Consider the following 14,760-nt stretch of genomic DNA (forward strand, 5'->3'; position numbering starts at 1 on the left):
GGCCTCAGTGATCGTGCGAAGCGCCGGACTTTTCGATGTCCGCCTTCACCAGATAGCTCTGCTCCACGACGACGGCGTCGCCGGCACGAAGACCCGACAGCACTTCCACGCGCGTGGCGTCGCGGCGGCCGAGCTCCAGTGGGCGCACCTCGTAGGTGTCGCCCACGCGCACGAACACCACGTCCCAGTCGCGGAAGGTCTGCAATGCGCTCAGCGGTACGGCCAGTGCGACGGGCTGTTCGGCGACGGTGACTTTTGCCGTCACCGCCGAACCCGGACGCCACAGGCCGTCGGCGTTGTCGATGGTGGCGCGCGCGACGGTGCTCTGGCTGGCGGTGGCCGTGCCGGGCAGCACGCGTTCGAGCGTGGTGCGCAGGTTCGCGCCGTCGCTCATGCGCGTGACGGTGACCGGCACGCCCGGGCGCAGGTGCGTGGCATCGGCGCCGAACACATGCAAATCCACCCACAGGCTCGACAGGTCCGCGATCTCGAACAGCGGTGCGCCCTCGGCGGCCACCGTGCCGACCGCAGCGTTGCGCGAGAGCACCACGCCGGAGATCGGCGCGGTCACGCTGTACTGCGACAGGCTCAGGTTGCTTTCGATGGTGGCGAGCGGTTGCCCCGCGCGCACGCGATCGCCGACGTTCGCGCGCAAGGCGCGGATCGGCCCGGGGAAGCGCGCCATCGCGTTGGCGACACGTCCTTCCACCGGCGTGAGCAGGCCCTGCACCTCGTGCTCGTCGGCGATCACGCCGGGGCCGGCGGCGGCGACGCGGATGCCGGATTGCCGTGCGACGTCGGCCGCGATGGCGGTGCGGCCTTCGTAGCTCGGGAATTCCCAGCGCAGCGTGCGGCCTTCGATGCGTGCGGTGACGGCGACGTCGAACGAATGCGGCTCGCCGACGACGGTCGTGGCGATCAGGCGGCCATCGCGCTGCGCGCGCAGCGCGTGGCGCTCGGTCGCGCCGCCCAGGCGCACCAGTGCGACGTCGACCTCGCCGGTCGCCGCGGGCAGCGGCTTACCGTCGCGGTACAGCCAGGCTTCGTACTTCGGCGGCGTGCCGTCTTCGGCGATCGCGAGTTCGACGGTGTAGCCGTCGCTCTGCAATAGCCGCCCGCCGTGTTCGCCGCGTGCGACTTCCGTTTCGGCGTGGCCGTCGCCGGCCTCGTGTTCGTGTCCGGCCTCGCCGGAATTGCCGCAGCCGGCCAGCGCCAGCGCGAGGAGAACGGACAGGATCGGTCGGATGTTCACGGGGAAACTCCCTGTTCCATGGAGCGGGCCGGCAGCACGAGGGCTTCGCCGGTCAGGCGCTGGATTTCGATGAGGGCGCGACGCGCGTCGAGCGCGGCGTCGAGCTGTTGGCGTGCGGTCGCGGTGCGTTCGGACTGGAGCTGCGCCCATTCCAGGTAGCTGATCGCACCGGCGCGGTAGGCGCGTTCGGCGGCGGCTTCGGCGCGCGCGAGTTTTGGCAGGACGTCGTCGCGCAGCCGCAGCACTTCCAGCTGCGCCACGCGGTAACGGCCGTGCGCTTCCACCAGCGTCGAATACAGCGAGAGACCGCGCGACTCGCGTTCGACCTCCAGCATCGCCAGCTCCGTCTGCGCGGCGCGGATCTCCGGCTGCGCGCGACGCGTGCCGCCCAGCGGCATGGAAACACCGGCGATCAGCGCGACGTCGTCCGTGCCGTTGAAGGCGCGCGCGCCGAACTGCCAGTCGACGTCTGTCTTCGCCTGCGAACGGGCGAGTTGCAACCGCGCCTCGCCAATGCGGCGCTGGTCGGCGAAGCGCGCGAGGTCCGGCGTGCGTTCGAGCAATGAGGCGAGGACGTCGAAGTCCGCGATCATCGGAAGCGCCAGTGGGTCTTGCGGTGCCAGATCGAAACGCGGTTCGCGCTCGCCCCACAGCGCGGCGAGGTGCTGACGCGCTGCCTCCTGCGCCTGCTGCGCGCGGCGGCGTTCGAGCTCCGCGCGGGCGAGGGCGGCCTGCGCGGTCAGCACCACCGACTCCGGCGACGCGCCGGCGTCGAATCGATGTTGCGCGGCGGCGACGGTGCGGCGTCGCTGGGCGATGTCGGCATCGGCGAGGTCGCGTTGGCGTTGCGCGGCGACCACGTCGAGGTAACGGCGCGCGGTTTCGGCGAGCAGATCAAGCCGCGCGGCTTCGCGTTCGGGCGCGAGCGCGTCGATGCGGCTTTGCGCGAGCGCGCGGCGGGCGTCGCGCTTGCCGCCGCGTTCGAGCACCGAGGCGAGGCTGAGCGTCAGTTCGGCGTTGTCGAGCCCGGCGTAGTCGCCCGTGCCCAGGACGTTCTCCAGCTCGATGCCGGCGCGCAGCGCAGGACGTTGCGATGCGGTCTCCAGCTCGGCGGCGAGCGCCTGCTCGCGCAGCGCGGGCAGGCGAAGATCAGGGTGGGTGGCGGCGACGCGCGCGAACGCATCGTCCAGGGTGAGTCGATCGTCAGCGCGCGCGGGCGAGCCCGCAACGAGCGCGACGACCAGCGCGGCCAAAGCCGCGGGTCGCGAAAGCATGGTGGTTCTCCGATGGAAAGGCGGACGGAACGCCGGCACATGCCGGCGGCGACATCAGGCCGTGATCGGAGGACGGAACGGTGCGATGTGCGGTGCGGGCGCGAAGGCGACCGTCTGCGCCGGAAGCGGCGAATCGGCGTGCGTGCGCGGCAGCGTCAGCTCCATGCGCGGCAGCACGGCGGCCTGCTGGCCGCAGCAGTGGGTGAGGTGGAAGTGGCTGTCGTCGTGCGGTTTTGAACCGTCGTTGCCCGATGGCGCAACGACCTCGACTGCTTGCGTATCGGTGTGCACGTGCCCATCGCCGGCCACGGCCGCGTGTGCGAGCAGTTCGTGCATTTCCTCCGCGATCGCCAGCGACGGCTTCAGCACCACGCCACACAGCAGCAGGCCCAGCAACAGAAGCCGGAAGGCCTGGGCGAAGGGGGCGGGCACGCGCGACATGCGGCCAAGGGTACGCGGCGGAGGTGGCGATACACAATTTCGTCGGGAATCGGGAATCGGGAATCGGGAATCGGGAATCGGGAATCGGGAATCGGGAATCGGGAAAGCGTCACCGAAGCCGTCATCCCGGCGAAGGCCGGGATCCAGGTCCTCACGCCATCCGGCCCCTCACGTCATTCCCGCGAGGGCGGGAATCCAACGTGCCGCCGCTGGATCGCAGACGGAGAACGCAGGCGCGATCCACACCGCCCTTCCGGCCCCCTGCCGCATTGCCGTCACATGCGCTCCCTAGCCTGTGCGGGTTTTCGCAAGGGGATAGGGGCAATGCGGTCCGGTCTGGCGTGTGCGGGTTTGCTGATGTTGGCGCTGGCCGGTTGCGATGCGGCGCGCACGAACAACGATGCAGCCGCATCGCGGCAGGACGATGTGGCGCTGCCGGCGCCGGTGCTCGAGCAACTGGACACGCAGCCGCTGCGCGATCGTGCGCAGGCCGCCTTGCGCGAGCAGCGCATCCACACGCCGGCAGGCGACAACGCCGTGGAGTACTACCTCGCCCTGCGCGAACGCGAGGCCGATGCCGGTGTCAGCGCGGCGCTGGCGGAACTGCAGCCTTACGTGCTGATCGCCGCGGAGCAGTCGCTCGCGCTGGATCAGCGTGATGAAGCGCGCCGCCTGCTCGCCCTGCTCGCGCGCATGGACCCGCATGCGCCTGCGCTGCCGCGACTGCGTGACGGGCTGCGCGTGGCGCAGGAGCGTGCGGATCGCGAGGAGGGTGCGCGCATCGCGCAAACCGCGCCGCTGCCTGCGCCCATCGCGCCGTCGACGCCTGCATCCACCATCGCGCCCACGATCGCCTCGCCGCCGCCGGCTCCGCAGGTCGCGCCGGCCCCGGTGGCGACTGTCGAACCGCCGCCCGCACTCGCCGAAACACCGCCGCCGCCCGTCGCGACCGCACGCGCCGAACCCGCGCCGCAGGCCCTGCCGCGCCTGCTGCGCGATGCGGCGCCGCGTTATCCGCTGGCCGCGCGCAACCGCCGCATCGAAGGCAGCGTGCAGGTCGCCTTCACCATCCAGCCCGACGGCAGCGTCACCGATGTGCACACGGTGTCAGCACAACCGGAAGGCCTGTTCGAACAGGCCGCGCTGGCGGCCGCATCGCGCTGGCAGTTCGAGGCCACCTCGCGTCGCGTCAACACGACGCGCACGCTGACGTTCCGGTTGCCTGCTCAGCCCAACGGTTGATCGGCTGGCAGCATCGCCGGGCAGCGGCGACAATGCCGGCATGAACACCACCGCCCCGCTGCTGGAAACCGTCGAATTCGAAACCGCGCCGAACCCCGCGTGGACCGTGCTCTGGCTGCACGGCCTGGGCGCGGACGGCAACGACTTCGCGCCGATCGTTCCCGAACTCGTTCGCCGCGACTGGCCGGCGCTGCGCTTCGTCTTCCCGCACGCGCCGGTGCGTGCGGTGACGATCAACAACGGCATGCGCATGCGCGCGTGGTACGACATCGTCCATTTCGATTTCGATGCGTTGAACGCGGGCAACCGCGCCGACGAAGCCGGCGTGGCCGAATCGGTGGCGCAGGTGGAGGCGCTGATCGCGCGCGAGAACGAACGCGGCATTCCGCCGGAGCGGATCGTCCTGGTGGGCTTCTCGCAGGGCGGGGCCATCACCCTGTCGGCGGGCCTGCGCCGACGCGTCCCGCTGGCCGGCCTGGCCGGGCTTTCGACCTATCTGCCCGAGCCGCCCCAGCAGGCGGCCGCCGCGCTGCAGGCCGCGGCCAAGGCGCAGCCGTTGTTCATGGCCCACGGCCAGTTCGACCCGGTGGTGCCCGCCGCCATCGGCGAGCGCAGCGCCGGGACGATGGAATCGCTGGGATTCCGGCTGGAATGGCACCGCTACCCCATGGCCCACCAGGTCTGCGCCGAGGAGATCCGCGACCTGGGCGACTGGCTGTCCGCCCGTTTTGCCGGCTAGGCCCGCCCGATAATTGGTAGCGGGCCCCGCCCGGGGCTAGTATCCCTCTCAATACGGCTCAGCCGGCCTGGGGGATGGAGGCGCCGATGAGGGTAGTGATCGCCGATGACGAACCGCTGGCGCGCGAGCGCCTGCGAGGATTGCTGGCCGAGCAGCGCGGCGTCGAAGTCGTCGCCGAAGCTGCCGACGGCCAGCACGCCCTGCATGCCTGCGCCGAGCATCGCCCGGACCTGGTGCTGCTGGACATCGCCATGCCGGGCATCGACGGACTGGAAGCCGCGCGCCATCTGGCGGCATTCGATCCGCGTCCGGCCGTGGTGTTCTGCACCGCCTACGACGCCCATGCGCTGTCGGCCTTCGAGGCCGAAGCCATCGACTACCTCGTCAAACCCGTGCGCGCCGAGCGTCTGGCCGCCGCGCTGGAGCGCGTGCGCACCTTCGCCGCCGGCCGCGAGAAGGCCGGCGACAACGGCGCCGGCCCCGCCGGCGGGCAGCGCCGCAGCCACCTGTGTGCGCGCCTGCGCGGCAGCCTGCGCCTGATCCCGATCGAGGATGTGCACTACCTGCATGCCGAGGAGAAGTACGTCGTCGTCCACCATGCGCGTGGCGAGGACCTCATCGAGGAGTCGCTCAAGTCGCTGGAGGACGAGTTCGGCGAGCGGTTCGTGCGCATCCACCGCAATTGCCTGGTGGCGCGTCACGAGATCGTCGAACTGCGCCGCGCGGCCGATGGCCACGTCCAGGCGGTGTTGCGTCATGGCAAGGCGCCGCTGGAAGTCAGCCGCCGCTGCGTGGCGGGGCTGAAGGACACGCTCAAGCACTTGTAGGCGGCCCGGCGCGGAAATCCCGGCGATAATGCCGGGATGAACACGTTGCGCATCGCCACCCGAAAGAGCCCGCTTGCCCTGTGGCAGAGCGAGCACGTCGCCGACCGCCTTCGCGCCGCCCACCCGGGCCTGGCGGTCGAGCTGGTGCCGATGAGCACGCGTGGCGATGAAGTGCTGGACCGCTCGCTGGCCGCCATCGGCGGCAAGGGCCTGTTCCTGAAGGAACTGGAGCTGGCGATGCTGCGGGGCGAGGCCGACTGCGCCGTGCATTCGCTCAAGGACGTGCCGATGGAACTGGAGCCGGGCTTCGCGCTGCCGGCGATCCTGGCGCGGGCCGATTACGCCGACGCCTTCGTCAGCAATGCGTTCGCGAACATCGCCGCGCTGCCGCAGGGCGCGCGCGTGGGCACGTCCTCGCTGCGCCGTCAGGCGCAACTGCGCGCGCTGCGGCCGGACCTGGAACTGCTGGACCTGCGCGGTAACGTCAACACGCGCCTGGCGAAGCTGGATGCCGGCGAATACGACGCGATAGTGCTGGCATGCGCAGGCCTGCAACGCCTCGGCTTCGACGCGCGCATCCGCGATCGCCTGCAGGCGCCGCAGTGGTTGCCGGCGCCGGCGCAGGGCGCGGTGGCGATCGAATGCCGCGAGGACGACATCGCCACGCGCGAGCTGTGTGCGCGCCTGGACGATGCCGCCACGCGCACCTGCGCCGAAGCCGAGCGTGCGATGAACCGCGCGCTGCACGGCAGCTGCCATGTGCCGGTGGCGGCATTCGCGCGGCTCGAAGGTGAGCATCTGCATCTGTCCGGCCTGGTGGGTTCGGCCGCGGATGGACGCTTCGTCCGGGCACAGGGCGAAGGTCGCGGCGACGCACCGGATGCGCTGGGGCTGGAAGTGGCGGAGCAGTTGCTGGCGCAGGGCGCGCGGGAGTTGATCGGGGCGGTGTGAGGCGGTCGAGCGGAGCTGTGTGCGACCGCAGCGGCGAGCTCGCCGTCATCCTGGCGACGCCAGGCGTGCCCCTTCATCGTCATCCCGGCGAAGGCCGGGACCAGCATCCGGGCACTCCCATTGCGATGAACCTACTCATCGTCATTCCCGCGTAGGCAGGGGCTTCTGCGCCGCCGCATGGCGGCACTCTCCAGGGACGTTCCACGCTTTCCCGGCTGGCTATCAACAGCAAGATGGATTCCAGCTTTCGCTGGAATGACGTGACGTAGCGGACGGCGTGACAGCCTGGATCCCGGCCTTCGGCGGGATGACGACTTTGGAGACGCTTTCCCGAATCCCGAATCCCGAATCCCGAATCCCGAATCCCGAATCCCGAATCCCGCTCCTCAGAACCGCCGCCGCAGCTCGATGCTGCTTTCCGCCGTTTCCTTGCCGCCGCCGCTCTGCGTGTCGTGGCGGATGGCGAAGTCGCTTTCCAGCGTCCAGTTGGGCCACAGGTTCACGTCCAGGCTCATCGACTGCTTCACGAACGCTTCGCCGCGGCCGCTCTCGAACTGCACGCGCTGCGTGAGCCGTGCGCGGTCGCCGAACTGCTGGCCCAGATTGAGTTCGCCGCGCAGCACCGGGCCGGCCTGGTTGATGCCGTCGTCGTACAGCGGCGCCAGGCGATAGCCCGCGCCGAGCGCCAGGCCGACCTGGGTCGGGCCGTCGCGCATGGCCTGCACGTTGTAGCGGGTGCCGATGCGGAAATCGTTGGAGTACAGCGTCTGGCTCTCGCGCGGCGTCGCCGGCGCACTCAACGGCGCGTAGCTCTGGCTGCCTGGCAGGCGAAGCGAGCGGCGACCCGCATCACTGCGCTCCACCGGCATCGGCGCGGACATCGCCACCTGCCATTCCGCATCGCCGCAGCGCGTGGAAAAACAGTACAGCCGCATCTGCGCCGGATCGGCCGCGATGGCCATCAGCGTCGGGTCGCCGGGAGAGACCGGCAGCGGCAATGTCACGAAGGGACCGCCGAGCAGGGCGAGCCCGAGTGCACCGAGCATCGTCGTGAATGGGGCAGCAGGGATGCCCCATGTTGCCGATGGAAACGGTTACAGGCAATCGCGCCTGCACAAAAACCCGGTGTTTGTTCAGCGACGTCAGTAATAAAGCGTGACGAGATGCCGGGCCTGGGCAAAGAACAGCCAGCGTTCGACCAACACGCCGGTCAGCGTCAACAACGCTCCCAGCGTGAACACCGGGCCGGCCCAGTCCGGGTGGGCCCACGCAAGCCACGAGGCCACGGCAGGCACGACGGCGAACAGCACCAGCGCGATCGCGCGCAGCGCACGCGCATGCTTGCGTGCCAGCACGAAGCCCATTTCTCGGTTGATGTAGTTGTCCTGCGTGCTTGGGCGTTCGAACACGCCGATCTCGCGACCGGGCAGGCCCACCGCATCGCCGCGTGTCGCTCCCAGCGCCTGGCGATCGATGCGATGCCAATAAACGAGCTTCAGCACGGCAACGGTAAAGGCGAGTACGAACGTGATCAGCACGATCACGCCCAGCGCTTCATCGCCCAGCGCGCCCCATGTGAGCAGCGCCATCGCCAGCAGCCAGCCGCTCAACACCGCGAAGGCGAGATACACCGGAACGACCAGTGCCTGCCGCCAGGCGGGAATCGGCTTGAGTGATGCGTAGATCATCGCCGTGCACACCACGGTCGCCACGGACAGCAGCAGCAGCGCCGCGGCCATCAGCGGCACCATGATGCTGCCCAGCACCGCGTACGAATTGGTCGCGATCATCGCCGCCACGAACCCGAGCACGCCCACCGCGGGCAGAGCCGTCGCCACCGCGAACACGCCTTCGCGAGACAGCCACGAGCTGCGCCACTGCGAGAACGCGCGCCATGCGCGCATGGGCTTTCCGAGATGGAACATCGAACTGACCAGCCCGATGGTGGTCAGCATCAGCCCCGGGACCAGCAGCACCGCCCAGAGCGCAGGCATCATCCCCTGCTGCGGCGGCCGGCCCTGCAGATAAGGCAACAGGATCAGCGCGGCAGCCCACATGAAAAGGCCGTAGCCCGCACCGGACAGCGTGGTGAACAACAGGACGGAGAACGCAGGATGCATGCGGAAGGACTCAGCGGCTGAGTACGCGGTCGAGCCAGCGCAGCACGGGCGGCAGCGCGGCGGTGTCGAGGGTTTCGGCCTGCGGCGCAACGGCGCTCGCCTCGCCCGTGCGGCGCGGGCGCGGCGGCAGGTACTTGTTCACCGGTTGATAGCCCAGCTGCGGCAGCAGGTCCACGCCGCCGCGCTCGGCCACCAGCTTGGACACCTTCGACTCCGGATCGCCCAGGTCGCCGAAGTGACGCGCGCGCGTCGGGCACGCCTGCACGCATGCGGGCTGGCGTTCTGATTCGGCGAGGTTCTCGTTGTAGATGCGGTCCACGCACAGCGTGCACTTCTTCATCACGCCTTCGACCGGGCTGTACTCGCGCGCGCCGTACGGGCAGGCCCACGAGCACAGCTTGCAGCCGATGCACTTGTCCTCGTCGACCAGCACGATGCCGTCCTCGGCGCGCTTGTAGCTGGCGCCGGTGGGGCACACGGTCACGCACGCGGGCTGTTCGCAGTGCAGGCACGAGCGGGGGAAGTGCAGCGTCATCGCCGGCTGCGGCGTCGCGCTGGACGCGCAGCCTTCGGTGGCGGCGACCTCGTAGCTGTGCACGCGGTTGAACCACACGCCCGACGGATCCTTGCCGTAGGGCTGCTCGTCGGTGAGCGGCGCGGCGAAACCGCCGGCGTTCCATTCCTTGCAGCTCACTGCGCAGGCATGGCAGCCCACGCAGGTGTCCAGGTCGATGACCAGGCCAAGTTTTTTCTTCGACGGCGGCGGCAGGTCGGTCATGCGTGATCGCTCATCGCTTGCGGGTGCTGATCAGCCACACGCCGATCGCGAACAGCGCGATGCCGAAGGTCACGCTCGGCAGCATGCCCACCAGCACGGGCACGATCGAGGTCGTCGTCCCGGCCGGCGCGAGCGGGTCGAGCACGCCGAAGCTGATCAGGATCATCACGGCGAAGGCGAGCACGATGCACAGCCAGCCGGCGAGGAGGCGGACGGATTTCATTGCGAAGCGTCTTCCCGTTGTTTGCGGAACTGCGCGCCGTAGCGCAGCGGTGCGTCGTCGGCCTGGCCCATGTCGAGCGGCGCGAACTGCGGTGAGCTGGCCTGCGCGCGCGGCGCCTTGGCGATGCGCACGCGCAGGTCGAACCACGCCGCCTGCCCGGTGACGGGGTCGGCGTTGGCGTAATCGCCGCGGGGCGTGATGTCGGAAATCAGGTGGTTGAGCAGAAAGCCCTCGCGGCCTTCCGGTGCGTCCTTGCGCAGGCGCCACGCGCCGCGTCGCTTGCCGATGGCGTTCCACGTCCACACCGTGTCGGGCTGCACGTTGGCGGCGAACTTCGCCTGCACGGTGATGGTGCCGTGGTGCGAAGTCACTTCGATCCAGTCCTCGTCGGCGATGCCATGGCGCGCGGCCGTGTCCGGATGCAGGTACAGCCAGTTGCGCGTGGCGATCTGCCGCAGCCACGCGTTCTGCGAACCCCACGCGTGGTACATGAACATCGGGCGCTGGGTGACGGCGCTGAGGGGGAAGGGGTGTGAAGCCTCACCAGACAACGTTGCAGGCGCTTCGCCCTCACCCCATCCCTCTCCCGCAAGCGGCAGAGGGGAAGTGATCGCCGTGCGGGTCCGGCTTTCGTCCGCGCTGCGGCGATCATCGAAGGCGCGGCGTTCGATCTGCGCCCCTTCGAAGGGCTCATACCAAATCGGCAGCGGATCGAAATACGTCGCCACACGCTCACGATGCTGCTCCGGCGGCTGCACCGCGCCATGCCCTTGCGCCGCGAGCCGGAACTTCTGCAACGTTTCCGAATACAGCTGCAGCACGATCGGATCGGCATGGCCGAGGAAGCCCATGCGCTGCGCCCAGTCCAGATAGCCGCGATTGGCCATCTTGAAGTAGTGCGCCTCTTCGGGAATCTCGCTGCGCCAGAAACCGCCGTTGTCGATGTAGCGCTGCAACTGCTCCGGATTCGGCTGGCCCTTGGCCTCGACCTCGCCGTGCGCGCCGCGCCAACCGGCGAGCAGGCCCACGCCCGGCGCGCGTTCGTGGCGCACGATGTAGTCGGCGTAGTCGCGGTACTTCGGTGAGCCGTCCTCGTTGACCAGACCCGGCAGGCCGAGCCGCGCACCCAGTTCGATCAGCACCGACTGGAAACCGCGCACGTCGCGCCCCGGGTTCTGCTTCGCCGCGTCGAGCACGGGGTGGCGGATCGCGTCCGCCGCGCCATCGGCGTCGGAGATCGGGCGATCGAGCAGGCTGATCGCGTCGAAACGCTCAAGGTACGTGGTGTCGGGCAGCACCAGGTCGGCGTAGGCGACCATCTCCGACGCATAGGCATCGGCGTAGATGATGCGCGGGATGCGGTAGTCACCGGCTTCGTCCTTGTCGGTGAGCCACGCGATGGTCTGCGCGGTGTTCATCGACGAATTCCAGCTCATGTTCGCCATGAACATCATCAGCGTGTCGATCCGGTACGGATCGCCCGCCCATGCGTTGCGGATCACGGTGTGCATCATCCCGTGGGCCGACAGCGGATACGCCCACGAGAATGCATGGTCGATGCGGCGCGGCTGCCCGGCGTCGTCGACGACCAGATCCTCCGGCCCGTGCACGAAACCCAGCGGCGCCGCGTCGAGCACGCCGTTGGCCTGGCGCGCCTTGCCGGGCCGGTTCGGCGGCGGCAGCGGCTTGGGGAAGGGCGGCTGATAGCGGAACGAACCCGGCGCATCCACCGCGCCCAGCAGCAATTGCAGCAGGTGCAACGCGCGGCAAGTGTGGAAGCCGTTGCTGTGCGCGCTGATGCCGCGCATGGCGTGCATCGACACCGGACGGCCCTGCATTTCCGCGTGCTCGCGGCCCCAGGCGTCGGTCCAGCGGATCGGCAGCGTGAACGCGCGATCGAACGCGGCCTGCGCCAGCTCGCGCGCGATGCGGCGGATGGTGTCGGCGGGAATGCCGCAGCGTTCGCTCACCGCATCGGGCGAGTACTGCGGGTCGAGGTAACGCTCGGCGACGAGATGGAACGACGGCACCGCGGTGCGACCGTCGCGCAGCGTGTACTCGCCGACCACGCGCGGACTGATGCCGACCTCGTCGGCGCGTGCGAAACGGTGCGAATCCACCGCGCACAGCGGATGCCCGTCGAGGTCGCGCGCGAACAGGCCGTCTTCCGCGCCGCCGGGGTCGCGCACCACCAGCCAGTGCGCGTTGGTGTAACGCACCAGGTAGTCCAGGTCGATGCGATCGGCCTTGAGCAGCTCGTGCACCAGCGCGAAGGCGAACAGCCCGTCGGTGCCGGGCCGGATGCCGATCCACTCGTCGGCGATGGCGCCGTAGCCCGAGCGCACCGGATTGACCGCGACGATCTTCGCGCCGCGCGCCTTGAGCTTGCCCAGGCCGAGCTTGATCGGATTGGAGTCGTGGTCTTCGGCCACGCCCCACAGCATCAGGTACTGCGTGTGGTCCCAGTCGGGCTCGCCGAATTCCCAGAAGCTGCCGCCGACGGTGTACAGCCCGCCCGCGGCCATGTTCACCGAGCAGAAGCCGCCGTGCGCGGCGTAGTTGACCGTGCCGAACTGCTGCGCCCACCAGCCGGTCAACGCCTGCGACTGGTCGCGGCCGGTGAAGAAGGCCAGCTCGTCGGGATTGCGCTCGCGGATCGGCTCAAGCCACGAGGTGGCGATCTGCAGCGCCTGGTCCCATTCGATCTGGCGGAACTCGCCCGAACCGCGCTCGCCCACGCGCAGCAGCGGCTTGTCCAGCCGCGCGGGCGAGTAGTGCTGCATGATCCCGGCCGAGCCCTTGGCGCAGAGCACGCCCTGGTTCACCGGGTGATCGGGATTGCCCTGGATGTAGCGGATCTGCCCGTCCTTCAGCCAGACCTTGATGCCGCAACGGCAGGCGCACATGTAGCACGTCGTGGTCTTGACCTCGTCGCCGATGACGGGCGAGGTGTCGATGGCTGGCTGGGGCGCGCGCATCCCGACATTGTGCCTGCGTGCGGCTAGGGGCGACACAGTCGGCGTTCGTAATCCAGCTGTTGCTGCAATGCGGCGCTGTCGCCGTCCAGGGCCAGATCGCCGATGTTTCGACGATTCTCGCGGCAGGGCTCGTCCGGATCGCGACCGCCGAACATCCGGCCGATGCCGTTGACGACCGTGGCCACGCTGGTCTGCGTGCGCATGCGGAAGCGTTCGCGGCCTTCGCCGGGCAGGCGCGCGCTGCGGTTGGCGAAGGGGTCCGCAGACGTCGGCGCGACAGGCTCGGCGCGCGCCTGCGACAGGTACACCGCCGAGAGCGTGCGGCCGCCGGTGGGCGCGTTCGCGGTCGGCGTTTCCGGCTCGTTCACGGAGCGGGCGTCGCGCGCGGGAGGAGCGGTGGCGCGCCCGGTCGTGCGCGCTGCGCGGCGTTGCGATTCGTGACGGACGTCGTCAGTCGGCGCGGATGGGCGCACGATCCATGTCACTTCGATGGAGGTCGCCGCCACGCGCGCCGGCGCGGGCACGGGCGCGGGCCGCATCAGCCGCGCCAGGCTCCAGAACATCCCGAACGTCACCGTTACCGCCACTCCCGCCGCCAGCGCGGCTTCCCATCGCGTTCCCTGCGCCGAATCCATCACGCCCCCTGACGTCGTGGCCGCAGTATCGTGGGCACCCGGTTAAACCGGAGTTAGCCGGGCGCTGGCAGTCATCGGGGCGCGGTGCGATCCTTTCTCTCCGCATTCTTCGACCCGCGAGCCATGGAACGCATCGAACGCATCCACGCCCTGCACCGCATCCTCAGCGCCGCGCGCTACCCGGTCACGGTGCAGCGGCTGCAGGAAGATCTGGAGTGTTCGCGCGCGACGGTCTACCGCGACCTGGCCTATCTGCGCGATTACCTGATGGCGCCGGTGGTGGGCAACGGCGAGGCGGGTTTCCGCTACGACCACAGCGAAGGCGAACGCTTCGAACTGCCCGGCCTGTGGCTGAGTTCGGAAGAACTGCATTCGCTGCTGGCCGCGCAACAGCTGCTGGTGCGCAGCGGCGGCGGCGTGCTGTCCAACGCACTGGCGCCGTTGCAGCACCGCATCGAGAAGCTGCTGGACGAACACGCCGGCGGCCGGCGCGTGCCGGTGGAGCGCGTGCGCGTGATCCCGCACCGCACGCGGCGCCTGGACGAAACCGCCTTCCGCACCGTCGCCACGGCGGTGCTCGATCGCAAGCAGCTGAGCTTCGAATACCGCGCGCGTTCCACCGACGAGCAGACGCGTCGCCTCGTCTCGCCGCAGCGCCTGACGCATTACCGCGAGAACTGGTACCTGGACGCCTGGGACCACAACCGCGAGGCGCTACGCAGCTTCGCCGTGGATCGCATCAGCTCGGCCAAGCTCGGCGAGGACGCGGCGCGCGACCTCCCCGACGAGCAGCTCGACCAGCATCTGGCGTCGAGCTACGGCATCTTCTCCGGCACGCCGAAGGGCTGGGCGACGATCGTGTTCACGCCGAAGGCGGCGCGCTGGGTGGCCGACGAGCACTGGCATTCGCAGCAGCAGGGGCGCTTCCTGCCCGACGGCCGTTACGAGCTGAAGGTGCCTTACAGCGCCGGCCGCGAACTGCTGATGGACGTGATGCATTACGGCAGCGATGCGGAAATCGTCGAGCCGCAGGTGCTGCGCGAGCAGGCGCGGGCGTTGTTGCAGTTGGCGTTGAGCAATTACGAGCGCTGAGGCGCGGGCGCAGTAGCAGCACGCGCAGGCAGTCGCGGAGCATCGGGTCGGGGTCGTACGTGTCCCCGTTCGTCCTGAGCGAAGCGAAGTCGAAGGGCGGACGGGCCGTGATGCCCGCTCATCCTTCGACTTCGGCGCTTCGCGCCTACGCTCAGGACGAACGGAGTGGGGTGAGGTGGGCAGGGTCAGACCAGCCCTTGGGCCAGGA

General features: G+C 69.6%; 14 protein-coding genes. 5 read left to right on the forward strand and 9 right to left on the reverse strand.

Annotated elements, in window-relative coordinates; all coding sequences use genetic code 11:
- Positions 1–4 precede the first annotated feature (4 nt).
- From AAFF32_RS05565 to AAFF32_RS05575, 3 genes are read right to left on the reverse strand one after another with little or no spacing between them, the layout of a single operon-like run.
- Positions 5–1,252, reverse strand: coding sequence for an efflux RND transporter periplasmic adaptor subunit (locus tag AAFF32_RS05565; protein ID WP_342316755.1), 1,248 nt, complete (start codon positions 1,250–1,252; stop codon positions 5–7).
- The gene (locus tag AAFF32_RS05570; RefSeq protein ID WP_342316756.1) at positions 1,249–2,526 is read right to left on the reverse strand and encodes a TolC family protein; all 1,278 of its coding nucleotides are present in this window, start codon (positions 2,524–2,526) and stop codon (positions 1,249–1,251) included. The genes AAFF32_RS05565 and AAFF32_RS05570 overlap by 4 nt, the downstream gene beginning before the upstream one ends.
- 54 nt (positions 2,527–2,580) lie before the next feature.
- Positions 2,581–2,958, reverse strand: coding sequence for a hypothetical protein (locus tag AAFF32_RS05575; protein ID WP_216961393.1), 378 nt, complete (start codon positions 2,956–2,958; stop codon positions 2,581–2,583).
- Between the two features lie 333 nt (positions 2,959–3,291).
- Between AAFF32_RS05575 and AAFF32_RS05580 the strand changes: the two genes are divergently transcribed.
- The 4 genes from AAFF32_RS05580 (at position 3,292) to hemC (ending at position 6,726) form a co-directional block, all read left to right on the forward strand.
- A complete protein-coding gene (locus AAFF32_RS05580; RefSeq protein ID WP_342316757.1) occupies positions 3,292–4,209 on the forward strand; it encodes an energy transducer TonB in 918 nt (305 codons plus the stop codon).
- A 40-nt stretch (positions 4,210–4,249) separates the two neighbouring features.
- Positions 4,250–4,948, forward strand: coding sequence for an alpha/beta hydrolase (locus AAFF32_RS05585; RefSeq protein WP_216961387.1), 699 nt, complete (start codon positions 4,250–4,252; stop codon positions 4,946–4,948).
- Between the two features lie 74 nt (positions 4,949–5,022).
- Positions 5,023–5,775: a LytTR family DNA-binding domain-containing protein gene (locus AAFF32_RS05590; RefSeq protein WP_216961384.1), complete on the forward strand. Its 753-nt coding sequence runs from the start codon at positions 5,023–5,025 to the stop codon at positions 5,773–5,775.
- Between the two features lie 36 nt (positions 5,776–5,811).
- A complete protein-coding gene (hemC, locus tag AAFF32_RS05595) occupies positions 5,812–6,726 on the forward strand; it encodes a hydroxymethylbilane synthase (RefSeq protein WP_342316758.1) in 915 nt (304 codons plus the stop codon).
- Positions 6,727–7,112: 386 nt separating this feature from the next.
- Here the strand turns inward: hemC and AAFF32_RS05600 are convergent, their stop codons facing one another.
- The 6 genes from AAFF32_RS05600 to AAFF32_RS05625 all read right to left on the reverse strand — a co-directional run bounded on the left by AAFF32_RS05600 (position 7,113) and on the right by AAFF32_RS05625 (position 13,460).
- The gene (locus tag AAFF32_RS05600; RefSeq protein WP_342316759.1) at positions 7,113–7,772 is read right to left on the reverse strand and encodes a DUF481 domain-containing protein; all 660 of its coding nucleotides are present in this window, start codon (positions 7,770–7,772) and stop codon (positions 7,113–7,115) included.
- 96 nt (positions 7,773–7,868) lie between these two features.
- The gene (locus tag AAFF32_RS05605) at positions 7,869–8,846 is read right to left on the reverse strand and encodes a DmsC/YnfH family molybdoenzyme membrane anchor subunit (protein WP_216961375.1); all 978 of its coding nucleotides are present in this window, start codon (positions 8,844–8,846) and stop codon (positions 7,869–7,871) included.
- A gap of 10 nt (positions 8,847–8,856) precedes the next feature.
- Entirely contained in the window at positions 8,857–9,624 is a 768-nt protein-coding gene (locus AAFF32_RS05610; RefSeq protein WP_342316760.1) for a 4Fe-4S dicluster domain-containing protein, read from the reverse strand.
- Between the two features lie 10 nt (positions 9,625–9,634).
- Complete coding sequence (locus tag AAFF32_RS05615; protein ID WP_342316761.1) at positions 9,635–9,847, reverse strand: hypothetical protein; 213 nt, start codon at positions 9,845–9,847, stop codon at positions 9,635–9,637.
- Positions 9,844–12,825, reverse strand: a complete 2,982-nt coding sequence (locus AAFF32_RS05620) for a molybdopterin oxidoreductase family protein (protein WP_342316762.1) — start codon at positions 12,823–12,825, stop codon at positions 9,844–9,846. The genes AAFF32_RS05615 and AAFF32_RS05620 overlap by 4 nt, the downstream gene beginning before the upstream one ends.
- Before the next feature lie 23 nt (positions 12,826–12,848).
- Positions 12,849–13,460, reverse strand: a complete 612-nt coding sequence (locus tag AAFF32_RS05625) for a hypothetical protein (RefSeq protein WP_342316763.1) — start codon at positions 13,458–13,460, stop codon at positions 12,849–12,851.
- A gap of 123 nt (positions 13,461–13,583) precedes the next feature.
- Here AAFF32_RS05625 and AAFF32_RS05630 point away from each other — a divergent pair, with 123 nt between their 5' ends.
- Complete coding sequence (locus AAFF32_RS05630) at positions 13,584–14,552, forward strand: YafY family protein (RefSeq protein ID WP_216961360.1); 969 nt, start codon at positions 13,584–13,586, stop codon at positions 14,550–14,552.
- The last annotated feature ends 208 nt before the right edge of the window (positions 14,553–14,760 follow it).

It is taken from the genome of Lysobacter sp. FW306-1B-D06B (assembly GCF_038446665.1).
GTDB lineage: Bacteria > Pseudomonadota > Gammaproteobacteria > Xanthomonadales > Xanthomonadaceae > Lysobacter_J.